Genomic DNA, 24,712 nt, shown 5'->3' with positions numbered 1-24,712 from the left:
CCCTCGCTTCGCTCCGTCCGTCTCGCGCGTTTTCCGAATCCGTCTCATAAACGAGCGGACGGCGAAAACCCCGATTTTCCGCCCCTTGCACGTACGCCCATCAACAGCCCTTCTGAAGGTCTCTTTGTAGCCCGCGAGCGGACTGCACCCATGCAGGACGCCTGCGGCGTCGGGTGCCTCTGAAACGAAGATAAGGAGGTACACGATGGACAAGGAGCGTCTTGAACCCAGCAGCCCCCAGGAGGAGGCCATGTGGAGGGCGCAGGTGCTCAGGCGCACCGCCCGCATCTGCTCGGCGAAGGCCAAGGAGCTTGAGCGCATGGCCAAGGTCGACGGGAACACCCCCATGCGCGACAGCGGCACCCTGAAGGACGTCCTCAAGCGCATCGACAACGTGATGGAGTGGCGGTTCGTGAACGCTCTGGGCGAGGTCGTCCTCGACGGGGACATCCTCGCGGAGAGCATCGACTGCGAGGCCCTGCGCACCATGCGCTACTGCGTGGCGGAATACCTCAAGCGAATCGAGGAGCGGGAAGCGGAGGAGGAGGGCGATGAGTGACTACGGCATCAAGACCTACGCCGACCTCGCCGAGACGTGCGGCGGGATGGTGCTCGCGAACGAGATTGCCAGCCGCCCGCTCGAACCCGTGAGCGGGGACTGGGCACCGTGGGAGGAGATTTTCCAGTGGTACATCGTGCAGGACCCGTCGTTCCTCATGGAGCACACCGACGAGCCGGTGTTCCACGACGAGGAGCTTGACCTGTACGTGTGGGGAATCACGCACTTCGGGACCAGCTGGGACTACGTGCCAGCACCTGAAATCCATTGAGAAAGGGAGCAGCTTGACGCTGCTCCCTCATCTTTTCGGCTACTCACCGAACTGCGTGTCCTTGCCCGCCGACCTCGGCGTGCTTGGGCTGGCACTTCGCGCCCTGGCATAGCGCGCCCGCATGGTCTTGGCGTGTGCCTTGGTCTCGCGCTCGTCCTCGTTGGACAGCGCCTTCTCCGCCGCCTTGAGGCGCTTCTCGGCATCCCACATGCTCCTGCGGGACTCGTAGACGCGCCTCTCCGCCTCCTCGCGCTGCTGGCGGCGCTCCTCCGCGAGCGCCTCCTGAATCATCATGCGCAGCATCATGGCGGTCATGTCGGCCATCATGCGGGACACGGGGTCACGGGCGTCGCGCCCCGCCTTGGCGAACACGTGCATGCCGGCCAGAAGCCCCGGAAACGGGTGTTGCATGGTGTCGCGTGCCTCCTTGGAGGCATAGAACTCGCGCCTCGCGGCGTCCACGTCCTCGCGCAGCTTCGCCAGCTGCTCGTCCGGGTGGTTGCGCGCCTCCACGAGTCGTTCGTAGCGCTCGTCCATGAAGGACTCGCCCGCCTCGCGTGAGCGGTGGATGTGCGCCCTCTGAAGGTCGGACGCCATCTCCGACACGTACGCCCGGTCGAGGTCGTACACGTCGAGAGCGAAATCCGCAGAGGGCTGTTCTGCCGGTTCGGCCGTCTCGGGCACGTCGGGAAGGACTTCCGGTGCCGGGGCGTCCTGCTCGGGTGCCTCAAGCTCGCGCTGCTTCGCCTCGAAGTACGCCTCGATGCCCTCGCGGGTCAGGTCGTCGGCGAGGTTGGAGGCACGGCGCTTGCGGGTGCGGCGCTTCGGTCCCCACTCGTCCACAGCCTTGTAGGACCATCCCGTCGTGACCTCGCCGGTCTTCCCGTCGGTCTTCGCGGTCTCCTTCAGCGTCACGCCGCTCAACTCAAGATTGCGCCTGAACTCGTCCAGCGTGCTGGAGCGGTCGCGGGCATCCGCCACCTTGTCGCCGAGACGCCGGTCGAAAGAACCGGGCGAAAACGTCTCGCGCTTCTGCTCCCAGAGGGACATCTCCTTGTCCGCCCCGAGCACCGAGAAACCATTCTCACGGCTCAGCTCATCATTGACCGCCTTCACACGCGGAGCGTAGAGGCTCGTGTCCCCCTTGTTGATGACCTGACCGGTACGGGCGTCGTGGTTCGCAATGGTCGCGTGCGCGTGCACGCAGCCTCCCTCGCCGTCCACGTGCATGGTGACCCAGCACATGGAGTCGGGAGCAAGCTCGTGGCACAGCGTGTACGCGTACTCCATGCCACGCTGGATGTCGTCGGCCTTGCTTGGGTCAAGCTCGTCGGTCGCCCATGAGATGCGCAGCTCGTAGCCCTCGTTGACCGCGTTCGGGTGGCGATGCCTCTGCCCCTCGCAGTAGACAATGAAATCCCCTCTTGAGGCGGCGTCGCCCATCTGCGCGGCGATGCGGTCCGTGCCGTTTTCCAGATGAGCGCGTCTGCGCTTTCCCTCGCCGAACTCGGTGTACGACATACGCCCGCGCACGTTCGGAAGCGACTGCACATGCGTCGTTGACATCAGACATCACCTCCCGTCTCCACGTACGCCTGCAAATCCGCACGCAGTCCCTCGACTTGCGCCCGGAGCTTGTCCACCGAATCGCGGAACTCGCGGAACGCTTCCGCCTCGTCCTTCGTCCTCATTTCCTCACGCACCGCGTCGAGCACTCCCATGCCGCTCAAGCGCCGGTTGCGCGCACGGGCAATCTGATTCATGTTGACGCCGATGCGGTTCAGCTCGACACGGACACGGTCCAGGGCCGGGACGTCCAGAACCACCTCGCGGCTGGGCGGCGCGTACCGACTCGCGTACAGCTCACCGCGAAGAAAATTGGAACGCGAGCACGTCCCGCGCCGCTCGTCCAGCAGGGAAAGCTCCGCGTCGTTCATACGCACCTGAACCACCTTGTCACGGCGGTCTTTCACGTACTTCTGGCGCGTCGCCTTCCCGCTTCTTTTTTCATACGTTTCCGCCATGCGGAACACCTCCTTTGCTGCTATCCGAAACGCCCGCCTGCGGCGGACAATCCGAAATGCCGTTTTCGGCTAATCTCGCAACGTCTCTGCGCAAAGGGGAAAAGAGCAAGCATTGACTCCGTACGTACAAATTGCGATTCTCGCAATTTGTCCTACTCCGTCAGCTTGCGAGGGGGCGGCTGCGCCGTCCCCTTCGAACCCCCGCCTTTTGTCCACCGAGCCTCGCCCGTCCATGTCGGACACGGGAACGACTTCCCCTGTCCGACATGGAACCCGAATCCCTCGGTGGAACCCGGCACGGCTACCCTTGGTAGGCCGCGCCGGAAAAACCGCCGTGCGCTTCCGACGACTCTCCAGCTTCTGCGGTCAGAACATGACCGGAATCCGCAGCGCCAGCGGCGCGCGCAACCGGCGTTCCGTGTCCGGTGCCCGGCTTCAGCCCCTTGACGAAATCAAGGACCTCTTCCGCCGAACCCATGTCCTTCACTTCCGGGAAAACCGCCACGAGCGCGTCGGCGTAAGCCTTCGTCCTCGCGGCCTGCGCCTCGCGGCGCAGCTTCTTCGCCTGAGCCTCTAACGCACGTGCCTTCTCGGCCACGTCATCAAACCTCTTCGTTGCCATAATCTATTCCTCCTTAATCGTTGTCTTCTGTATCCGTCGCAAGGCCAAGCTGCTCCCTCACCGCCGCGTAACCGGCACCGAGGTCTGCGGGAGTCGTGCCATGGGCTGTGCAGTAATCGAGGACGACCGTGCGGAAAATCCCGCGACGTCTGCCCAGGAAGGGGACCCATCCGCCCGCGCCGCCAAAACCGGCAGCTCGCTTGCTGTATGCCTTCAAGCCGGGGCACCACTTCTCGCAGCTCGTCTTGAGGACGGACCCGCTCGCGTCCTTGCTCTGCGTCCATTCGCCGTCGGAGCACGCAAGCTCGACGATTCGGGCCGTGAACGCCTTGCGGCTCATCTGCATCCGCATGCCCTTGTGCTCCGCGTCCAGCCATTCGTCGTAGCGCATGGACAGGTAATCATTCGGCACGAAGTCGGCCGTAATCGAATCCTTGACGTCCTCCCAGAACTCAGCCACCGTGTCATTGCCGAGAACCCACTCGTGCTTCAGCTGCGCGGCCTCCTTAGGCTCGGGCAGCTCGTAATACCGGTCCCACTTCACCAGCGCCTGATAGGCCAGGTATTCGCAGAACTCGGGAGACACGACCCACTCGGAGCGGATGGTCTTGTCGTCGGCCTTGCCGACGAACTGCCCCGCGAACGGGACGTAGATGTTACGGGCCAGCCAAGCGTCCCCCTTGTCGCGGGTCTTCGGGATGTCGTTGGCGGCGCAGACAATCAGCGCGTGGGGCGTGTAGTCGAACATGCCCTTGTTCTTGCGCTCCACGCCTATCGCGTCATGCGAGATGATTGACTTCAGGCGCGAGTTGTCCTTCAGGTATGCACCCGAATCGGAGTCCTCGCACGTGATGAGGGAGACCCCCACGATGTTCGACACGCCGAACCGCCCGCCATCCCCGCCGCCGGCAAGCAGCGCGAGGCTTGAGGTCATGCACCCGTCGTAGCCGACGAGCGACTTGAGGCAGTCGAGGAAGGTGCTCTTCCCGTTGTGACCCGTGCTGTTGTGGAAGGTCACCATGACGCGCCAGTTGTGGTAGCTGCGCAGGGACGCCCCCGCCACCTTGACGAGCAAATCGCGCCCGCCGTCGTAGGGGGCGTAGGAGTCCAGCAGCTGCCAGAAGTCAATCTTCGAGCCATCCGGCATCGTGTGCTCGGGGACGGGCGGCTCCTTGTCGGGGAGGCGCGTGGCGCTCTTCCTGAGAGCAACGACCTCGGGGGAGAACTCGCGCAGGACGCGCTCCTCGTAATCCCAGATTCCGTTGGCCATGAAGACCAGAGACGGGTTGTCGCACTCGCACACGCGGTTCTCCCGACGCGATGCCATGTCGTGCAGCTTCTGGACGAAGTTCTTCTTCCAGTTGCCGTTCACGGCGCCCACGACCTCCTGACACCACAGGTCAATCTGCCCGTCGCCAATCTCGCGGTAAATCCCCTCGTCGGGGTCGTACATAGCGAACACGCCCTCCGAGGTCGGCTTGTCCACGGTCTCCTTGACGCAGACCATGCGGATGACCTCCTGCGCGAACACCAGCTCGGCGGCCTGCACGGGGTCGATGCTCTTGAGCCTCGGCCAGCGAAAGCCCCTGCCGTAAATCTTGCCCGCCTCCGGATTGGATGGCGGCTCGGACAGGTTGACCCACGCCACAAGGGCGTTCGTCACCTTGACCACGACGTCCGAGAGAGCGGACAGGCCATCGCCCGCGCAGCCGCGCAGCACATAGCTCACCACATCGCTGAGCGCCTTGTGATAGTTCTCCCCGCCGTACAGGTAGTCAGGGTTGTACGCCTCGCCCTGATTCCCCTCGTCATACGCACGCCCCCTCTTCATCTCATCCTTTGTCTGCGGGTCAGATACTTGAAAAATGGGCGGTAATGAGCTATAATATTTATAGTTAGACGGAGCGGTTCCCTTTGCTGTGGCGGCGGGGGAACTGCTCTTTTCTTTTGCCTCCATATTCCCACCTCCTTAATTCGTCAGCTCGACGTGCTTCACGTTCGCGTTCTTCCACGCCTCGACGTCGTCAATCTTGTAGCGAACCGCGTTTCCGACCTTGTAGTAGCTCGGACCCTTGCCCTGATAGCGCCAAGTGCAGAGCGTTCCCGCGCTCAAACCGAGGAACGCCGCCACCTCGCGCGTCGTCATGTAAGAGGGCTTTACCTCTTTTACCTGCTTCTTTCCTTTAGCCATAACCAGCCACCTCCATGTTCAAAGTCCTTTTCGCGAAACAAAAAAAGCTCCCGTGGAAACCGAAGAGGGACAGAGGCGCAAAGCCTTGCCTATCTCGGTTTCCACGGGAGCTTCGTGTTCGTTGTTTCGCCCGTGACGCACGGCCTATTCGACCGAGCGCTCGGCTCCTATTCCCGATAGCAACCCCGCATCGAGGACGGGACGGGTGCTGAGCCATTCATCTATATGCATTCCATTGTACACCATTGAGACAATTGAAGCAATATCAATTTTCCCGTCACCGCAGTTCAGAGCCTATTTCCGCTCATAAACGAATGGAAAAGGCTCGAAAAGCAACCCTCCGCACCGCCCGGAAAGCAGCGACTGCAACAAGAGGTACACGTGAGGGCTGACCACATGTGTGACCACATCAAAATGGCATCTGGTCAGCTCTTGAAATGAAAATCCCCTCTTTTATCAAGGGATTTTTTTCGTTCTGACCACATGACCAGATGACCAGATAAAATCCGACAAACTTTATTTATTTACGCGTATTACGTAGTCCTTTTCAATTTTTAAAAATAAGTCCTAAATTATGTGGTCATCTGGTCAGGAATTGCAAAAAGCCTGATGGCGCCTAGTGATTTGGCTGACCAGATGGTGACCACATCATTTTTTCTTCTGGTCATCTGGTCAGCATGTGGTCAGGCAAAACGCTCATAAACGAGGGGACGGGTGATTCTTCTGTCCTAAGCAGGTGCGCATTTCGGACGCTTCGCGTCCTCAATGCAGGCTAGTTACGCCTCGGGCTGCGCCCTCGGCTCGCCTCATCGCATATTGGGTACGCAAAAAAGCATGGAAACCATCCGATACGGTTTCGCATACCTCATGCGTACTTTCTCGAAGGCAACGGAGGCGCGAAGCGCCGTAGTTGCCGACCAGACGGGGATGTGCACGAACGACGGAGCGCACAAACGGGCATAACCTCCCAAGCCCATGCCGCACCCCTTCTGTACGTCCGCCCACATCCGACTGCCGCCCGCAGGGCGGCCACCCTTGCATCGAGCGGATGCGAGATGCGCAAAGGCGCTCGAATACCCTCAGACCGCTTCAGAGCCGTTTTAAGGCACGAAAAAAGCCCGTTGGGGACTCGTGTACCCCTCGGGCTTAAAACGCCTTAAAACGCAAAATACGGCGTTTCACGGCAACGAAAACGAAAAGGGGACGCCATCAGGCGTCCCCAAATCTATACACAAGCGCAAACTCATTCTTGTAAAAGAAGAGTTCGACGCTTCCTCTTTTGGTGGAGGCGCGGAGAATCGAACTCCGGTCCATACTAGATCCTCGGTCAGGCTCTACAAGCTTATTCAGCGATCGGATTTAAAAGCGGCTCGGTTCGTTGACAGACGTTGCCGATTCGAGTCGGTTTGATCTTAGCTTGCGCCATACCGGCTACATGCGCAAGAGCATTCCCCTGAAATGACGTCGCACTCGGAGCGGGGAAGATCCGAGGTTGACGGCCGCTAATTAATTAAGCAGCGAGGGCGTAACGCCCAGAGTAGTTCTTTTCGCCAATTAATTTGACTGTACCCCTGTTTAGCGTGGCGAGGAGACCACGGCCTGCTCCTCACGTCAGACCTACCATGTCGAAACCAGTCGCCCCCGTCGTTTCGGCGCAACGCCGTCGAGGGTGAAAAGCCCCACCTTGTCAAAGTGCCATCGGATACCCGATGCGGACTGCCCATTATAGGCGCTGCGAACGCTCTGTCAACAGCGGCGTTCGAGCTCGCACCTACTTGAGGAAGCTCTTGAAGTCGAGCATGCCCTTGATGTCGTCGTAGACTTCCTTCAGCTCGCCGACCGTTTCGCGGCCTTCTTTGTAGATGCCGTTGATGCCGGCCGTCGCAGCCTTGACCTCTTCTTTCGAGAACAGGGCCTCGCCGCTCGCCTTCGGTTTTGCAGCGGCCTTCTCGCTTTCGAGTTCGGCGGCCTCCTCCTCAGTGGCGTAATAGTATTCCAGCTCCTCGCCATTTTCTCCCGGCAGGACGAATCCGACGTCGTTGCCTTCTTCGTCGACCAGGTAGTAGAGGATGTCCTTCTCGTCGTATTCCAGCTCGAACACCTCGCACGTGTGCTCGTGTTCGGCCGTCGCCGCTTCCTGTTCGGCCTGGTCGGCTTTTGCGCTCTCGGTCTGCTCGGTCATGGAGAACCTCCTGGTTGCTCGTCTCGGTTTCTCGGGGGAAGCGCTCGGCCTGCGTTTCCTCTGCCACGCGGGCGGTGCAGGCGGGGCGCTTCGGGCGCTAGCGGCTGCGCTCCTTGAGCGCGCGGTCGATCTCGCGCTTGGTGTCGCGCTCGGCCATGCTTTTGCGCTTGTCGTACAGCTTCTTCCCGCGTGCAAGGGCCAACTCGACCTTCACCAGGGAATTCTCTTTGAAATACATCTGGGTGGGAACGAGCGCCAGACCTTTTTCGCTGATCTTCTGCTCCAGCATGCGGATCTCGTTGCGGTGCAGCAGCAGCTTGCGGCGCCGATCGGGGTCGGGGTTGGCGAGGTTTCCGTTTTTATACGGGGGGATATGCACGTTGTTCAACCATACCTCGCCCTTGCGGATGAGGGCGAAGCAATCGGTGAGCTGGCAGTTGTTCTCTCGCAGGGACCGCACCTCGGTGCCGGTGAGCTCGATGCCCGCTTCGAACCGGTCGAGGATCTCGTACTCGTGGAACGCGCGGCGGTTGCGCGCGATCAGCTTGCGCTCTCGCTTCATTCCTACCAGTACTCCTTCTTCGCCTTGCGCGGTTTCTTCTTCTCGGGGCGGAAGTCCAGCTCGAGCTGGCCGTCCAGCGCTTCGGTCGCGGCCTTCTTCTTTTCGATCCTGTCGATGCTCCACGATACGGCCTCTTTGCCGTACAGCTCGAGCATGCGCAGGCGCGCGTGGTTGGCGTTCTCGCGGGAGCCGCAGCGGGCGTCGCTCTCGAACTCGAAAAAGCCGGTGGCGCGGGAATCGGCGGCCGCCGGCGATTGGTAATGTGCAAGATACGTCGTCATGGTGTTCCTTGTCGTGCGAAAACGTAAAAGGCATGATAGCACGACGGCTCGGCGCCGGCTTCGCGCGCGGCGGGATCGCGGATCCTGCGTCGCGCATGCCGCGGGATCGGCTCGATTCGGCGGAAAGCGGGAACGGTCCTGCTCCTTCGCGATTACAAAATAATATCGCCGATGGTTACTTTTCTCCTCCACCACCGAGACGCAACGGTTTATCGCCGCTTATAATACTCATGGTGAATTTGCAAACTCAACAAAGGAGACGCGTTGCGAAGTAGGAAGATAGGCGCAGGGTTCTATTGCGCGCTGGCGCTTGCAGTGCTCGCCGTCGCCGTGGCCGTGTCGGCGTTTCTGCCGATCGGGTCGCAGGCGGCCAACGCTGCGGGATGGGCCAACACCGGACGGGCCGAGTCGCCCAACGGCGTGTACCACGTGCAGGACCCCGCCAACAAGCTGAGGGTGTACACCTCCGATTTCCAGGTGGCGGAGGACTGGGCCTTCTGCATAAACAACGGCCGCAGCTATCCGGGGTTCTATCTGCCCGGGGATCCGAACAATCCCAATGGGAACCAGCCCTATTTCGACGGTAAGTACTACTATGTCGGAAACGAGCTGAAAAACGTCGAGGACATGCTCTCGACGTTCCTTGCGTCCAGGCCCCTGAACAAAGAGCAGACCGCCAAGGCCATCCAGGAGCTGCTCTTCGTGTTCCATGAGGACCCCGAGGGCTGGCGCGAGCAGCTGGGTGCGCTGTTCCCCAGCACGCCCCAGGGCGACCAGCTGTGGTATTGGCAGATCCAACAGGCCATCTGGCATTTCAGTGATAACGCCACCATGCCGAACCTGCTTCCCGCTTCCTACGTGCAGCGCATCGAGCGCATTGCGAAGGGTGAAGAGCCCTCGATGATCCCCGCCTCGAAGAAGGTGGAGGTGCGCTCCTACGATGCCGCCGGCGGTTGGTGGCGCTTCGGCAAGCAGAATGTCGTGACCGCGCGCGTGACGAACAACGTCCAGCATTATCTGCGCGTGATAAAGCTCGACGGCAACACGTACGGAACCAAGTCCGACGCAGAGCTCGTCTCGGTTCTCGAGGGCAATACCGAGGGCCTGGCCGGGGCCAAGATGGGCATGTACTACGAGGAGGGCGTCGTCACGTTCACCGACAAGGACAACCCTTCGGCCCCTCCGTTCGAGGTGAAGTGGGATACCCAGAAATATGCCTGGCTCTTCCAGTTCTGGGAGGGCGACCACGCCTACCGGGTCGTTGAAGAGTCCGCGCCGAACGGGTATTCTTCCGCCGATCCCGTCGACTACACGTTCGATTCGAACGGCCGCGTCAAGCTGACCGGAACGGTGGACAGCGCCAACGCGCGCCTCATTTCCAAAGACGCGATCAATTGGAATAACTACAAGTGGGATGACAAGCTCCAGGAGATTCCCGCCGACGTGATCGTGGTGTTCGACTACAAGAGCCAGAACAACACGCATCCGATCAGCATCGAGAAGACCGGAAGCGTCATGAAGGACGGCGCCTTCTCGACGCAGGCGATCGCGGGAGCCAAGTTCAGGCTTCAGAAGACCCCCGCCGGGGTCAACGAGCCCATCGAGTGGACCTCCGAGGCGTTCGTCTCCAAGCAGCTGGACCTCGCTCCGGGCGAGTACGAGCTGACCGAGCTCGAGGCCCCCGCCGGGTATGTGAAGAACACCGGCTCGTTCGCCTTCCAGGTGGGATCCGACGGCGCCATCACGCCGATCAACGGGGTCTTCGGCGATGCGGTCACCGTGACCGGCAATAAGATCTCGCTGAACAACGCCAGCGAGAAGAGCGTGAAAACCACCGCATCCTGGAAGGACGCGGGTGGCAAGCGCCTGTTCTACGACGGATCCGAGTTCGATGCGGCACCCGTCTCGATGGCGGTTTCCGACCGCATCGAGTACCGCGGCTTCGAACCCGGCTGGTACGTCGCCTTTGCCACGTTCGTGAAGAACCACGAGGGCGAGCAGGTCTACTCCGACGGCTATGTCCAGTTCGAGGTTCCGGACGGCAAGCCGGACGGAACCGCCGATGTGGTGGTCAACATCGACAAGTCCCGCATCGACGTCAATGCGCAGACATCCTTCACCGTGATCGAGAAGATCTATCGGGAAGATCAAGTGAAGACCGATGGGGATGGAAAGCCCGTCCGCCCCGACGCCTCGGTGAGCCCGTATGCCGAGCACACGGATGCCCAGAGCTTCGATCAGACCGTTATGATCGATGTGACCAAGCCCCAGGGCGAAGTGGTTTTCAACAAGCACGACGCCAAGGGCGCCTCCCTGGAAGGAGCGGTGCTGTCGGTGCAGATCAAGCGCGGCAGCGATTGGGTGAACCTGCATGAGTGGACCGCTCCGGGCAAAGACGGCACGGTGCGCCTGCAGCTTCCCGAGGGTTCGTACCGTCTGGTCGAGGTTCGCGCGCCCCTCGGGTACGCCGCCCCGGCGAACGGCACGTTCTTCGAGTTCACCGTCGATGCTTCGGGCGTTAAGATCCCCGAAGGCGCCGGTTGGACCGCCTCGGTGGCGAACAGCGTCACCACGGTCAACGTGAGCAACGCCCCGATCGACTTCAAGGGCGAGCTGAAGACCACGGTCAAGGCCAACGGACTTACGTCGAGCGCTGCGGCTTCGGCCAAGACGACCCTCGACGAGCAGGGCAAGGTGTCGGTGTCCGATACTATCGAGTACAGCGGCCTTGCTCCCGAGCGCACGTATGCGGTGAGCGCGGAGCTGTACGAGGTTGCAGACGGCAAGACCGTCGGCGCGGCGAAGGCGAGCAAGACCGAAATGCTCGCCGCCGGCAAGGCGGGGGCCGACGGGTTCGCGTCGGGCACCTGGGAGATCAGCTTCGGCGACGTCTCCGGGCTCGAGGCCGGCAAGTCCTACGTTGTGTACGAGAGCGCGACTTCCATCGATAACTTGATCGTCCCCTCGACTGGCGGAAAACCCACCTCGCCTCACACGGTTTCGCACCAGAACCCCAACGACGTCTCCCAGACCTTCGTCGTGTCGGTCTCCTCGAAGAGCGTGATCTTCTCGAAGGTCGATCTGGGCGGCAAGGAGATCGCCGGAGCGAACATCGAGATCAAGAAGGGCTCCGACATCGTTGCGACGTGGGTCTCGGTTGCGGGGGAGAGCAAGAAGGTCGATCTGGGCCCCGGTTCGTACACCTTCCATGAGGTGGCGGCTCCCAGCGGCTACAAGGTTGTCACCGACTTCGAATTCGCGGTCGGAGACGACGGAAGCGTTGCCCTCTTCGGCACGCAGACCAGCGGCGACGTCATCGTCGAGGGCGACCGCATCACCGTTCTCGACCGGACGCATCCGGGTTCCGATTCCGGGGATCCCAGCGCTCCCCATCTTTCCACTACCGTCGAGGCCGGTGGGTCGACCGCCCAGGCCGACGCTCCCGCCAAGGTGAGCGCCGCCCAGGCCATGCCCGGCGTCGGCGTCGTGGACAAGGTTGCGTACAAGAACCTCGTCGGCGGCAAAACCTACGCGGTGACCGGGCGCCTGTTCGAGGTTGTCGACGGCAGCGTGGCCGCCGATGCCAAGCCGATCGTTGCCAAAACCGTCGAGATGGTGGCCGACGCCTCGGGTGCGGGGACGTGGGAAATCGATTTCGGCAAGGTGACCGGGCTGAAGCCTGGCGCTTCCTACGTCGTGTTCGAGAAGGCGGTTTCGATCGAGAAGCTCGTCGATGCGGATGGCGACAAGGTTGTGGACGCTCCCCAGTCGGCAACCCACGAGGATCCGACCGATCCTTCCCAGACGGTGACGGTCGAGACGCCCGATGCGTCCGCCCCCGCTCTGGCGACGACGGTGCGTGCGGCCGGCTCCACGGCGTCTGCGCAGGCTCCCGCATCGGTGAGCGCGCAAGACGCTGCCGCGGGCGTGGTCGTCGTCGACACGGTTTCCTACAAGAACCTGGTTCCCGGCAAGGCGTACCGCCTCTCGGGCAGCCTGGTCGAAGTCAAGGGCGGCCAGGTTGTGGGCAACATCGTCGATATGACGGTGGTGCGCACCGCCTCCGATACGGGAACCGGTACCTGGACGCTTGATTTCGGCGCAGTCGAGAAGCTCGAGCCCGGCAAAACCTATGTCGTGTTCGAGGAAGCGGTCTCGGTTGACAACCTCGTCGACGAGGACGGCAACGGCATCGCCGACAAGCCCCAGGTTGCAACCCATGACGATCCCACCGATACCGCCCAGACCGTGACGGTCGCTCCCGACCCGAACACGCCGGGCGGCGAGGATCCCTTCGTTCCCGGAAGCGGCGACACGCCCTCCCTCAAGACGACGGTGACCGCCGGCAAGGCAGCCGCATCTTCTGCGGCGCCCGCCCCCGTCCCCGCAAGCAGCGTTGCCGCGGGCGTGGCGGTGAGCGACACCGTCGAGTATTCGAACCTGCACGGCGGCAAGGCCTACAAGGTCACGGCGAAGCTCATGCGCATCACGGGCGGCGCCCTGTTCGAAAACCCCGTGCTCTCCACGACGGTGACGAAGGTGGCCGATAGCTCCGGCAGCGGAACCTGGACCATCGACCTGGGAGAGACGACCGATCTGTACGAGGGCGATTCCTACGTGGTGTTCGAGTACGCCGTTTCCCTCGAGAAGCTGGTCGACGGCAACGGCGACGGGGTCGCCGACGCTCCCCAGACCGCAAGGCACGACGATCCCACCGACAACTCCCAGACGTTCGTGGTGAACCCCGATCCGGGCACGCCGGGCGGCGGGGATCCCTTCGTCCCGGGCGGCGGCGACAAGCCGTCCCTGAAGACCACCGCGTCGGCTAACGGGGTCGCGGCGTCGGCCGGGTCTGTCGCCGTGGTCGCTGCAGCCGACGCCGGGGCGGGCGTGGCGGTAAGCGACACCGTCGCATACTCGAACCTGTTCGGCGGCAAGGAATACAAGGTTACGGCCACGCTCAAGCGCATCGAAGGCGGCCGGCCCGTCGAAGACGTGGCAACCGTGACCGTCCAGAAGGTCGCCGCCGCAACCGGCAGCGGAACGTGGACCATCGACCTGGGCACGGCCGCGCTCAAGCCCGGTGCCACCTATGTCGTGTACGAGCAGGCGGTTTCCGTCGAGAACCTGGTGGATGCGAACGGCGACAAGCAGCCCGACGCGCCCCAGTCCGCAAGTCACGAGGATCCCTCGGACAAGGCCCAGGCCGTGACCGTCTCCGATCCGAACAACCCGGGTGGGGAAGAGCCCTTCGTCCCGGGCAACGGCGACACCCCGTCTCTGAAGACCACTGTCAAGGCCGCCTCTTCGACGGCGTCTTCCGAGGCAGCTGCGAAGCTGACGGCATCGGAGGCGGCCAAGGGCGCAAGCGTGGTCGACACGATCGACTACGCCAACCTGTACGGCGGCAAGCAGTACGAGGTCACCGCGCGCCTCATGCCCGTGAAAGACGGTGTTGTGACCGGCGATCCGCTGGTGACGGTCACCGTGCGCCGCACGGCCGACCTGTCGGGCTCGGGTTCCTGGACGGTGCCTCTGGGCACGGTCGAGGGCCTGGAGAAGGACACGTCCTACGTCGTCTTCGAGAAGGCCGTCTCGATCGATAACCTCGTCGATCGCGACGGGGACGGCAACCCTGACGAGCTGCAGACGGGAAGCCACGAGGATCCGCGCGACAGCTCCCAGACGGTGACGGTTGCTTCCGACCCGAAGGAGGATCCGAAGGTTCCCGATCCGCCCAAGCCCGATAAACCCGTGACGCCCGACCCGTCCAAGCCGGGCGAGCCTGTCGATCCCGGCGAGAACGGCCCGAAGCGCTACGTGACGGTGATGCCCAGCACCGGCGATACCGTCTGGGGTTTCCTGGCGGCACTCGGTGCGGGGGCGGCGGCTGCCGGCGGTATGCTGGCGCTGCGCCGCCGACGCGGCTAGCCCTGATGCGCGGGTTCGCCCGGATGCCGGGTGAACCCGCCTTTTACCGGAAGGGTGCGTGAAAGCTCCCCTGATTGCTCACCGCCCCCCGAACCGCTTCTATCGAAGCTGTGTTCGGGGGGCGGTTTTGCTGTCAGGTTCTCAACGCGCGACAGCGGTGCGCCTAACAGTTGCTACAATGGTGCGAATACCTGAATGCGATCAAGGAGCCTGGATTTCTTTGAGGGGCCGCAGCAAGCATCCCAAGCATGGCAAGCACGCGAAGCCGTCTTTCGGTGCGCCGTCGAAGTCGTCCGCGAAACAGGACGCTTCGGCCTCTTCTGCCGAAGGCGCCTCCGCTGCCGCCTCTTACACCGAAACCGGCTCTGCCGACGCCGATGCGCCCGAATCTACCGGAGAGGAAAACGAGGTCGGCGCATCCAAGCAAGGTACTGTCGATGAGGGGCAGCCGCTCTTGGAAGGGGTCGTCCCCCTGTACGATCCTGCGACGGGCGGTAAAAAGAAGAAGGCTTCTGCGGGCCGCATCGCGGCGATCGTGCTCGGCTCTCTGCTCGGTTTGCTTCTGGTAGCGTATCTGGCGGGCGCCGCGGTGTTTTCGTACTGGTTTTACCCGGGCACCACGATCGGCACGATCGATGCGTCGCTTAAAACGCCCGATCAGGTTTCCGCTGCGATCGACTCCAGCCTCTCTTCGTACAAGGTGCGGGTGAAAGGCGACGGCTTTTCCTACGAGGCCGACTCCTCCGAGGCGGGCTTGAAGATCGATGCGGACGCCGTGGTCAAAAGCATGCACGAGCGTCTCAACCCGTTTGCGTGGCCGGTTTCCGTGTTCAAGCGCAACCACGACCTCAGTGACCTTTTGGTTGCGTCGTATAACTCCACTGATCTGGGGCAATCGGTGAAATCCGCTGTCGATGCCTTCAACGAGACCGCAACCGCCCCGACGAACGCCCAAGTGGTTTACGATACCGGGAAGAAATCGTTCGTGATCGAGCCCGAGAAGACGGGCACCAGGCTCGATGCGGATGCGGTTATGGAGGCGGTGGGCAAAGCCGTCGTCTCGATGCAGGATGCGGTATCGATCGGAGAAGCCCAGCTCGAGCAGCCCACCGTGCGCTCCGACGATCCGCGCGTCACCGAGGCGCTCGAAGAGGCGTCCACGATGTCGTCTGCCAGTTTGCGCTTGACCACCGAGGGCAAAGAGCTTCTGCGGATCGACTCGCAATCGATATCGAAGTCGGTTTCGATATCCGACGACTACGAGGTCGCCTTCAACGAAGACGATCTCAACCAGAGCATCGACGAGGTTCTGGCCGCTTACAACACGGTCGGGTCCGAGCGGCGCTACACCCGTCCCGACGGCAAGGAAGTGACCGTTTCAGGCGGCGTGTACGGGTGGCGGGTCGATACCGAGGACCTCTACGAGCAGATCGTCGAAGGGGTTAAGGAAGGCGCCCAGAAAGACATCGAGATCTCGTTTGCCAGCAAGGGAAGCCAGGCGTCGGTCAACGGAGGCCCCGACTGGGGTTCGCGCTACGTCGATGTGGACTTGTCGGAGCAGCACGCGCGGTTCTACGACGGAGGTTCGATCATCTGGGAGGCCGATATCGTTTCGGGCAAACCCGACGGGAAATACGATACGCCCCCGGGGGTATGGTGGGTGAACGCCAAGCAGAGCCCCTCGACGCTCGAGGGATACGAGGGCAAGAAGAAGATCTACACCACGAAGGTCCAGTACTGGATGCCCTTCGAGGGCAACGCCATAGGGTTCCACGACGCGCCGTGGCAGGCGGAGTTCGGCGGAACGCGGTACAAAGACGGCTTCGGCAGCCACGGTTGCATCAACCTCGCCCCCTCGAAGGCGGCCGAGCTCTACGGAATCATCCAGTCGGGCGACTGCGTCGTGGTCCATTACTAGCCTCGGCGCGCACCCTCACCGAGGCCCGAATCCCGCGTAAGGCGGAGGTTTTCCCGGCGAGGGAATCGGTTCTGGCCGCTTGCGCCGGACGTCGGGGCGTCGGCCGCCCGCGCGTGGCCCGGAAGCGCCTTACGCGATGATGTCCGCGAACGAGAGGCTGATCAGCTTCGCGAGGTCGTCGGCCGCCATCTCGATCTGCGCTCCGCGCCGTCCGCCCGAGAACACGATGCGGTCGAACAGCAGCGCGGTTTCGTCGGCGACCGCAGGGAACTCCCTTTTCATGCCCAGCGGGGAGCAGCCTCCGTGCACGTAGCCGGTAAGCGGGTAAAGCTCGCGCTCCCGTATCATCTGGACAGCCTTCTCGCCAACGGCGCGCGCCGCCTTCTTCAGATCAAGCTCGCATCCCACGGGCACCATGAACACGTAGTGGGCGCCCGATTTAGCCCGGGTGACCAGCGTCTTGAATACCTGGTCGGGGTTTTGGCCCAGCTCGGCGGCTACTTCCGTTCCCGACAGGGCGCGTTCGGGGTTGTACGTGTGGAAGGCGAAGGAGCAGCCGCTCGCCTCCACTTCGCGCTGTGCGTTGGTCTTTTTCTCAACGGAGTGCTTTCCCATATCGGCGCCTTAGCGGTAGACCGTTTCGAGTCGGCTCCTCAGGTCCCTCAGGGCGTTTCCGCGATGCGACACCGCAGTCTTCTCGTTCTGGGGCACCTCCGCCAGGGTCTTCTTCCCGTCGAACACATCGGGCCAGAACAACGGGTCGTATCCGAACCCCCCATCGCCTCGGGGCGTCCGCCCGATACGGCCCTCCACGGTTCCGCGGGCGACGTGCTCGCTGCCGTCCTCGTCGATGAACACCAGCGTGCACACGAAACGCGCAGTGCGTTTCTCATCTGAAACTTCGGCGAGCTCGGCGAGTAGCTTGTCGTTGTTGTCCTTGTCGGATGCGTGCTCGCCGGCGTAGCGGGCGGAAAACACGCCCGGCGCGCCGCCGAGGGCGTCCACCTCGAGCCCCGAGTCGTCTGCGAGCACGGCTACCCCTCCGCTTGCCGCGCGCGCGGCAAGCGCCTTGATGCGCGCGTTGCCCTCGAAGGTGGTTTCGGTCTCGTCGGGGTCCGATGCGATGCCCATCTCGCCGAGGGTTTTGAACTCCCAGGACTCGAAGGGGAGGGCGGCGGCGATCTCGGAAGCCTTGTGCGCGTTGTTCGTGGCGATGACGACGGTTTTCATGACGTTCCTTTCCCCGAAAAGACAGAAAGCCAACCGAGCGGCTGGCCTTCGAGAGATCGTGGAGCGGGTGACGGGAATCGAACCCGCGTTATCAGCTTGGAAGGCTGGAGTTCTACCATTGAACTACACCCGCGTTGCAAAGCGTAGGTCATTGTACCCTAAATGCCGTTTACAGCAAGGACAATTACCTGAAATGCAAAACTGCCGTAATGGTCGGGATGACAGGATTCGAACCTGCGACATCCTGCTCCCAAAGCAGGCGCGCTACCAGACTGCGCCACATCCCGACGAATTCAGCCGAACCAGTATAGCAGAGTTCGCCTGCGCGCCGACGGACCCTGCGCGGCTTCGACGCCCGCTCTGTCCGCACCGTGCCGAACCGACACGCGAACCGCAGGGCTGGCGGGGCGGTTCGCGCGCTGCTCTTAGGCGTGCTGTGCGCAGTGCTCGATGATATCGGATGACTCGTACAGCGCCCGTCCCTCGATCACGAGGCAGGGGATCTGCCGTTTTCCGCCGATAACGACGAGGTCGTCGTAGGCGGTCGGGTCTTCCAGCACGTTGCGCATGTCGCATTCGATGCCGTGTTCGTCCAGGTAGTTTACGACGCGCACGCAAAACGGGCACGTGGGCCGCCAATACAGGACGTGGTTCTCGAGTTTGGCCATAGTCGCCGTCCTTTCCGAAAAAGCCGTATCTCCAAGCGCCTGCCCATCAGGCGGATTCGAGTGTATCACGGCGTTTTCCCAGACGGTCCCCCGTGCAGGCTACGGTTGTCCGACTGTTGGCCGGCCGTAGCGCGAAGGGGTGCGGCGGCTTCCGAGGCCGAGTCCGCCGAGCCTTGCCTTTCGGAACTTCGGTGTCGCTATCGGCATCCCGGGCCGACCGGTTAGCGGGACGCGTGCACGCAGCCGGCCGCGTCACGCACGTAGGAGCGCACCGATTCGGGGCCTTCTTCCAACATGCGCTCGGTGACCTCAGCGTTGACGACCAACCCATCGGCGATGGCGGCCAAGCTGCCCGCCTGGGAGGGGCTCGCGTTCTCATGCGCCACGGCAACCGGGATCGATGCGTGCTCCCGCATGGTCTCGACGAGTGCGCGCGCCTGCTGCTCGGGCAGTCCCGGCGGACATACGAGCTGGACGAACCCTTCGGATGCCCGGGCGATCGCCCTCAAGCGATCCTCCGAGACGGGGTAGGCCACGCTGGGGATGCAGATGCCGTGCTCGGCTGCGGGCCCGGCGAACTCCGATCGCTCCTCCAGCGGGACGTCCAGGAACATGACCGCATCTGCGCCCGCTTCGGCGCACGCTCGCATGAAGCGGTCGGTTCCGTAGGAGAACACCACGTTGGCGTACGACACTAAGGCGATGGGGCAGGATACGCCGGCCGAGCGGGCCGAACGCACGAGGTGGAACACGTCGTCGGGAGAGGTGCCCCGCTCCAAGGCGCGCAGGCCCGCCCGCTTGGTGGCTTCCCCCTCCGCGGTGGGATCGGAAAACGGCACGGCCACCTCGATGAGGTCGGCTCCGCTCTCGGCGGCGTCCGCAACGAGGCGCACCGACTCTTCCAAGGTCGGCTCCCCTGCGACCACGTAGGGGACGAAGGCCCTGCCGTTTGCGCGCAAGGCCCGCTCGATGCGGTCTTCGGCTGCGCGCAGCGCGCGGTCGGGCGCGGCGGCGCAGGTGGTTTCGATGCTAGTCATGGATGTCCTCCCCCCGGTAGCGGGCGATGGCGGCGACGTCTTTGTCTCCGCGTCCTGAAACGGTTACGACGAGGATTTCGTCGGGGCGCATGGTCGGAGCGATCTTCAGGGCGCCGGCGATGGCATGCGAGCTTTCGATGGCGGGTATGATGCCCTCGGTGCGGCCGAGGTACTCGAAGGCGCTCACGGCCTCCTCGTCGGTGATGGCGAGGTACTGGGCGCGCCCCGAGTCCTTCAGCATCGAGTGCTCGGGGCCGATGCCGGGGTAGTCCAACCCGGCGCTGATCGAATATACGGGTGCGATCTGGCCGTTCTCGTCTTGGCAGAAGTAGCTCTTCATCCCGTGGAAGATGCCGGTGCGCCCTGTGGTCAGCGTCGCCGCGGTGTCGGGGGAGCCGACCCCGCGTCCGGCCCCCTCGCATCCGATGAGGCGCACGGACGGTTCGTCGATGAAGTGGTAGAACGAACCGATGGCGTTGCTCCCGCCGCCCAAACAGGCCATCACTGCGTCGGGAAGCCTCCCTTCTCGCCGCAAGAGCTCGTCTTTCACCTCGCGCGATATGACCGATTGGAAGTCGCGGACGACCAGCGGGAAGGGGTGGGGGCCCACCGCCGATCCGACCAGGTAGTGGGTATCGTCGATGCGCTTGACCCACTCGCCGAACGCCACGTTCACGGCGTCTTTCAGCGTGGCCGTCCCCTCGGTCACGGGCACCACCTCGGCGCCTAGAAGGCGCATGCGGTACACGTTGAGCGCTTGCCGCTCGGTGTCTTCCTTGCCCATGTAGATAGCGCATTCCATACCCAGAAGAGCGGCGACGGTGGCCGTGGCCACGCCGTGCTGGCCGGCGCCCGTCTCGGCGATGAGGCGCGTCTTTCCCATGCGCTTGGCGACGAGGGCCTGGCCGATGGCGTTGTTGATCTTGTGCGCTCCTGTGTGGTTGAGGTCCTCGCGCTTGAGGTAGACCTTCGCGCCGCCCAGGTCGCGCGTCATGTTCTCGGCGAAATACAGGCGGCTGGGACGCCCCGTGTATTGGTTGAACAGGTATTCGAGCTCCGAGTTGAACTCTGGATCGCGCGTGCAGCGATCGTAGGCGCAGGCGAACTCGTTCAGCGCGCTTACGATCGCCTCGGGGACGTATTGCCCCCCGTGGATTCCGAACCGCCCGTTTTCCATGGGTGGACCTGCCTTTCCGGGGCATAAAAAAACGCCCCTAACGATGGATACGTCAAGGACGAGTGATATACCCGCGGTGCCACCTTGATTCACGGTTCGACCCGTGCTCTTTTCGGAGCGCCAACACGCTCCAGAACCGTCACGCCGTTCTCGCGTCGCAGCATTTGACTGCGCCCTCAGTGGCCCATTTGCCGATCCGCTGCGATCCGGTTCTCAGCATCCCGGAATCTCTGTACGCCCGATCTTCGACGTTACTTCCACGTCACAGGTTATGGTTGGGGATCATAAACCTCCCGGGCGCCTCGCGCAAGGGAGAAATCGGCGGGATTCGGGATAGATGGTAGAATCCTTATGCATCCGTAGGGGGATGACGTGCGGGCCGTCGCTTTTCGTGCGGCGCAACGAGAGGGGTGGAAGATACAGGTGGGGTACGGTGGCTATAGGGGAAAACTCGGTCTTGATCTCTCGCTTTCCCGCCGCGGTGCCCTGGCCGCCTCGGCGCTTGCGCTGCTTTCGGTCGGAACGCAGGCCCCTCTCCCCGCTTGGGCCGACGAGGCGGGGCACCTCATCGACGTTCGGCTGGGCGATCAGCGGTCCTGGTTCGATCTGGTAAGCGGGCCCAAAGACGTGAAATTCGCGGCGGAGGTGACGGTCGACGGGGAAACGTTCGAGGGCGCCTCCATCAAGGGCAGGGGCAATTCGACCTGGAACGTCGACGCTTCCTTGAAAAAGCCCTACCAGATCGGCTTTTCCAAGAAGACGGACCTCCTCGGCATCGGATCGCCCACCAAGAAGTGGGTGGCGCTGGCGAACCTATTCGATCCGTCGCACCTTCGCAATCGCTTGGGTTTGTGGATCGCCCGCGAGATGGGAGTGCCGGGAAACCAGTGCGATACCGCGTTCGCGTGGCTGGTCGGCAACGGAAGCGATCTGGGACTGTACCTCATCGCCCACAAAGTGGAGAACTCCAAGGGCTCCCTCGCTCTGAGGAGCGAAGACGGCATCATGTGCGAGATCTCCAATATCCATTCGGAGCAAGACGACGTGCTGGTGGCAAGCGACGGCTGCCGCTTCCTGGTGAAGGACGCTCCCAGCGACGATGACCCCGTCCGGACGCAGTCGGCGCGCCGCCGCCTCGTCGATGCATACGATCAGCTGCTCGATGCCTGCGGTCGTGGCGACTGGGAGGGCGTTTGCAGCCTTGCCGACGTCGACTCCATCGCCCGGTACTGGCTGGTGCGCGAGTTCGCGGCCGACGTCGATGCATGCGTGTCGAACGTGTACCTTTACCAGGACGGAGAAAACGATCGGCTGCACGCCGCCTGCGTATGGGATCTCGATCTGGCGTTCGGCAACGGCGCAGGCATCGTGGCGTCGGGTTCCGAAACGACGTCTCCGTTCCGCTCGTGGGCGCGCACCAACCAGCGCGAACTCGTCTACGATGAGGCTCCTGGCGAGAGAGACGTCGTGATCTGCCGGCTTTTCGCGCGATTGTGCGATATCCCGCAGTTCTGGGAGCTGCTGTGCACGACGTACCACGACGTTCTCGCGCCCGTCCTTTCCCGAGCGAACGGCTTCATTACCGACGAAGCGATGCGGGTGCGGGCCGATGCGCTGAAGGATGCGCGCATATGGTCGGAGCCGTGGCGCAGGGCGGGCGGTGCCCGGCGCGACGAATTCGATGCCGCGGTCGCGTCGCTTGCGTCCTGGGTCTCCGCTCGTGCACGCTTCATGTCCAAGTGGTGCTCGCTTCGTGCGGCTTCGGCTCCGAAGTCCCTGGTAAGCTTGAAAAACGGGCGGGCGATCCTCTCTGTATCCTCGAAGGGAGCGCGCCTCGAAGATTCTTCGTTCGATACGTTTTCCCTTATCGACTGCTCTGATGGGTCGTATCGCATTCGCAATCGACAGGGAATGGACGTGTACGCGCCGTCTCCCCAGTCGAAGGGGGGCGTGGCGCTTTGCCCCGCCGATTCCGTCGCTGACGGGAGCGCGCAGTGGTTCCTGTACGACGACGGCTCGATTTCCAACAAGAAGACAAGCCTGTTTCTTACCGTGCAGGACGACGGTTCGGTGACGTGCGATGCGTGGAGCCCTTCGGGAGCCGGGGCGTCTGATCTGACGAGCGCTGATGGCCAGCGCTTCTCCATCGAACCGCGCACATGGGTGCGTCTGGGCGGGATCGATGCGCTGGAGACGAACTACCTGGTGGTATCCGAGGGTTGGCAGACCTCCGATGTGGTGCTGCTCAGTTCGAACGACGGCTTCTACGATGCGCTGTCGGCGGCGGCGCTGGCGGGTGCGTACCGGGCTCCCATCGTGACCACGTCCCACGACGGGCTCTCCGACGCCGCGCGCGCGTCGCTTTCGCGCCTCAAGCCCTCCAAGGTGCTGATCATGGGAGGGGAGGCGGCTATTCACCCGGCGGTCGAGCGGGCAGTGGCGCGCCTGGGCGCCTCGGTCGAGCGCGTGGCGGGAGAAGACGCCGCCATGACGTCGCTCGAATCGGCTAAACGGGTCGTGTCGTCGGGTTCGTGGTCGAAGGACCTGATCATCGCAACGGGCGGGTCGTTTTACGACGCTTTGGCGTCATCACCGGTGGCCAGCGCGACCAAGACGCCCATTCTGCTTGCCAACCGCAACGGCGGGCTCGACCTGCGGGCCGAGATAATCGAGTTCATCGCGCAGGCGAAGCCGGATAGGGCGTTCATCATGGGCGGTACGGCGGCGGTGGGCCCCTCGGTCGAGCGGGTCTTGGCCGAATGCGGCGTGGGGTCCGTGCGCAGGATAGCCGGCGAGGTCGCGGTCGAGACGTCTTTGCGGATCGCCGAATGGGCGGTTGTCGAGTGCGGCATGGGCGCCAACGGCATGGGGGCTGCGGTGGCCCAGGGATGGCACGATGCGCTTTCGGCCGGCCCTCTGTTGGGACTTCGCCGCGCCCCGCTCATCCTCGTCGCTACAGAGCGGGACGGTTGGGCCTACGATGCGCGCTGCATCGATGCGTTCGTGGCTCGCCATGCGGCCGACATCGATTTCGGATACGTGTTCGGGGGAGAGGCCGCCATGACGCCGCGGGCGATGGAAGACCTCGTGTCGGCCACGGCTTAGCGCCCGCATCGCCGACGCGGCTTTTCGGGGGGATGCGCATCTCGCGCTGATGGGCTCCCGCGAACGCGCGACGGGAGCCGTCGTGCTAGACTTGCCCGGATAGGCAGTGCGCCTTGCAGGCGCCCGAACGAACGAAAGGCACCGCACCTTATGGCCGACTATATCGAGGGAAAACGTCCGATCATCGAGGCGCTGCGCACCGACGTGCCCCTGCGCCGCATCTTCATGGCAGACAACGCGAAGCGCGACCCTCTGATCGAAGATATCCTGCGCAAGGCCCGTCGGCGCGAGGTGAACGTGAAGATGGTTCCCCAGTCCAAGCTCGACGAGATCTCGGTGCGCGGCAGCCACCAGGGCGTCATCGCCGAGGCGCGCCGGTTCGAATACCTGGGCGTGGGCGACCTCATCGACGCGGCCGAGACGTATGCGGCCGAGCACGGGGGCCGCGCGCTCATCGTGCTGCTCGACCACATCACCGACGCCGGCAACCTCGGCGCCGTCATCCGCAGCGCCGAGAGCGTGGGCGCCGTCGGGATCATCATCCCCAACAAGCGCAGCGCCCATGTCGACGCCTCGACCTACAAGAGCTCGGCGGGGGCGGTGGCTCACCTGGGCATCGCGCAGACCTCGAACATCGTCCAGGCCATCAAGCGCCTTCAGGAGAACGGCTTCTGGATCGCCGCGGCCAGCGAGCACGCGCGCGATCAGGTTTGGGATGTGAACCTGAAGGGCAAGATAGGCCTCGTCATGGGAAACGAGGCCGACGGCGTGTCGCGCCTCGTGCTCGAGAAGTGCGACCTTCTGGGAAAGCTCCCCATGATGGGCAAGGTGTCCTCGCTCAACGTCGCCCAGGCCTCGACCGCCTTCATGTACGAGTGGCTGCGTCAGAACCGCCCCCTTGGCCGGGAGCTTTCCGCAGGCGACGCCGGGAAGTAGGTTTTCCCATGCACGGCT

At 63.2% G+C, this 24,712-nt stretch carries 19 protein-coding genes, 2 tRNA genes and 1 other RNA gene; 6 read left to right on the top strand and 16 right to left on the bottom strand.

The features are described from left to right. The first annotated feature begins 205 nt into the window (after nt 1-205). Entirely contained in the window at nt 206-559 is a 354-nt protein-coding gene (locus JI75_RS05780; protein ID WP_052241641.1) for a hypothetical protein, read from the top strand. Further along, nucleotides 552-830, top strand: a complete 279-nt coding sequence (locus tag JI75_RS05775) for a hypothetical protein (protein WP_022542938.1) — start codon at nt 552-554, stop codon at nt 828-830. The genes JI75_RS05780 and JI75_RS05775 overlap by 8 nt, the downstream gene beginning before the upstream one ends. Before the next feature lie 39 nt (nt 831-869). Here the strand turns inward: JI75_RS05775 and JI75_RS05770 are convergent, their stop codons facing one another. The 9 genes from JI75_RS05770 to JI75_RS05735 all read right to left on the bottom strand — a co-directional run bounded on the left by JI75_RS05770 (nt 870) and on the right by JI75_RS05735 (nt 8,692). Beyond that, the gene (locus JI75_RS05770; protein WP_039689467.1) at nt 870-2,396 is read right to left on the bottom strand and encodes a relaxase/mobilization nuclease domain-containing protein; all 1,527 of its coding nucleotides are present in this window, start codon (nt 2,394-2,396) and stop codon (nt 870-872) included. After that, the gene (gene mobC, locus JI75_RS05765; RefSeq protein ID WP_039689466.1) at nt 2,396-2,854 is read right to left on the bottom strand and encodes a plasmid mobilization relaxosome protein MobC; all 459 of its coding nucleotides are present in this window, start codon (nt 2,852-2,854) and stop codon (nt 2,396-2,398) included. The genes JI75_RS05770 and mobC overlap by 1 nt, the downstream gene beginning before the upstream one ends. A gap of 301 nt (nt 2,855-3,155) precedes the next feature. After that, nucleotides 3,156-3,476, bottom strand: coding sequence for a hypothetical protein (locus tag JI75_RS09240; RefSeq protein ID WP_205911720.1), 321 nt, complete (start codon nt 3,474-3,476; stop codon nt 3,156-3,158). 13 nt (nt 3,477-3,489) lie between these two features. Then, nucleotides 3,490-5,307: a phage/plasmid primase, P4 family gene (locus JI75_RS05755; protein WP_039689463.1), complete on the bottom strand. Its 1,818-nt coding sequence runs from the start codon at nt 5,305-5,307 to the stop codon at nt 3,490-3,492. A gap of 138 nt (nt 5,308-5,445) precedes the next feature. After that, nucleotides 5,446-5,667, bottom strand: a complete 222-nt coding sequence (locus JI75_RS05750) for a helix-turn-helix transcriptional regulator (RefSeq protein ID WP_039689461.1) — start codon at nt 5,665-5,667, stop codon at nt 5,446-5,448. Nucleotides 5,668-6,947: 1,280 nt separating this feature from the next. Continuing rightward, nucleotides 6,948-7,310, bottom strand: a transfer-messenger RNA (tmRNA) gene (ssrA, locus tag JI75_RS08945). 128 nt (nt 7,311-7,438) lie between these two features. Further along, complete coding sequence (locus tag JI75_RS05745; protein WP_052241640.1) at nt 7,439-7,849, bottom strand: hypothetical protein; 411 nt, start codon at nt 7,847-7,849, stop codon at nt 7,439-7,441. Nucleotides 7,850-7,946: 97 nt separating this feature from the next. Continuing rightward, a complete protein-coding gene (gene smpB, locus JI75_RS05740; RefSeq protein WP_039689459.1) occupies nt 7,947-8,411 on the bottom strand; it encodes an SsrA-binding protein SmpB in 465 nt (154 codons plus the stop codon). A gap of 2 nt (nt 8,412-8,413) precedes the next feature. After that, a complete protein-coding gene (locus JI75_RS05735) occupies nt 8,414-8,692 on the bottom strand; it encodes a hypothetical protein (protein WP_039689456.1) in 279 nt (92 codons plus the stop codon). A 264-nt stretch (nt 8,693-8,956) separates the two neighbouring features. Between JI75_RS05735 and JI75_RS08815 the strand changes: the two genes are divergently transcribed. Both JI75_RS08815 and JI75_RS05725 read left to right on the top strand, forming a co-directional pair. Next, nucleotides 8,957-14,623, top strand: coding sequence for a VaFE repeat-containing surface-anchored protein (locus tag JI75_RS08815; protein ID WP_052241639.1), 5,667 nt, complete (start codon nt 8,957-8,959; stop codon nt 14,621-14,623). Between the two features lie 220 nt (nt 14,624-14,843). Continuing rightward, nucleotides 14,844-16,541, top strand: coding sequence for a L,D-transpeptidase family protein (locus JI75_RS05725; RefSeq protein ID WP_052241638.1), 1,698 nt, complete (start codon nt 14,844-14,846; stop codon nt 16,539-16,541). 129 nt (nt 16,542-16,670) lie between these two features. Here the strand turns inward: JI75_RS05725 and ybaK are convergent, their stop codons facing one another. The 7 genes from ybaK to trpB form a co-directional block, all read right to left on the bottom strand. Beyond that, nucleotides 16,671-17,156 carry a Cys-tRNA(Pro) deacylase gene (ybaK, locus tag JI75_RS05720; protein ID WP_039689454.1) on the bottom strand — a complete coding sequence of 162 codons (486 nt, stop codon included), beginning with the start codon at nt 17,154-17,156 and terminating at the stop codon, nt 16,671-16,673. A 9-nt stretch (nt 17,157-17,165) separates the two neighbouring features. Next, nucleotides 17,166-17,771, bottom strand: coding sequence for an RdgB/HAM1 family non-canonical purine NTP pyrophosphatase (gene rdgB / locus JI75_RS05715; RefSeq protein ID WP_039689452.1), 606 nt, complete (start codon nt 17,769-17,771; stop codon nt 17,166-17,168). Between the two features lie 59 nt (nt 17,772-17,830). Next, nucleotides 17,831-17,904 (bottom strand) — tRNA-Gly (locus JI75_RS05710). 77 nt (nt 17,905-17,981) lie between these two features. Next, a tRNA-Pro gene (locus JI75_RS05705) sits at nt 17,982-18,058 on the bottom strand. 138 nt (nt 18,059-18,196) lie between these two features. After that, on the bottom strand, nt 18,197-18,439 hold the full coding sequence (locus JI75_RS05700) for a glutaredoxin family protein (RefSeq protein WP_039689450.1): 243 nt from the start codon (nt 18,437-18,439) through the stop codon (nt 18,197-18,199). Between the two features lie 221 nt (nt 18,440-18,660). Beyond that, nucleotides 18,661-19,476: a tryptophan synthase subunit alpha gene (trpA, locus tag JI75_RS05695; RefSeq protein WP_052241637.1), complete on the bottom strand. Its 816-nt coding sequence runs from the start codon at nt 19,474-19,476 to the stop codon at nt 18,661-18,663. Then, the gene (trpB, locus tag JI75_RS05690) at nt 19,469-20,653 is read right to left on the bottom strand and encodes a tryptophan synthase subunit beta (protein WP_039689448.1); all 1,185 of its coding nucleotides are present in this window, start codon (nt 20,651-20,653) and stop codon (nt 19,469-19,471) included. The genes trpA and trpB overlap by 8 nt, the downstream gene beginning before the upstream one ends. A 423-nt stretch (nt 20,654-21,076) precedes the next feature. Between trpB and JI75_RS05685 the strand changes: the two genes are divergently transcribed. Together JI75_RS05685 and rlmB are read left to right on the top strand one after the other, a co-directional pair. Further along, a complete protein-coding gene (locus JI75_RS05685; protein ID WP_039689446.1) occupies nt 21,077-23,758 on the top strand; it encodes a cell wall-binding repeat-containing protein in 2,682 nt (893 codons plus the stop codon). 150 nt (nt 23,759-23,908) lie between these two features. Continuing rightward, nucleotides 23,909-24,694, top strand: coding sequence for a 23S rRNA (guanosine(2251)-2'-O)-methyltransferase RlmB (gene rlmB, locus JI75_RS05680; protein ID WP_039689444.1), 786 nt, complete (start codon nt 23,909-23,911; stop codon nt 24,692-24,694). Nucleotides 24,695-24,712: the final 18 nt, after the last annotated feature.

The organism is Berryella intestinalis (assembly GCF_000814825.1).
Classification (GTDB): Bacteria; Actinomycetota; Coriobacteriia; order Coriobacteriales; family Eggerthellaceae; genus Berryella; species Berryella intestinalis.
This window is presented reverse-complemented; position numbering and strand designations above follow the sequence as displayed.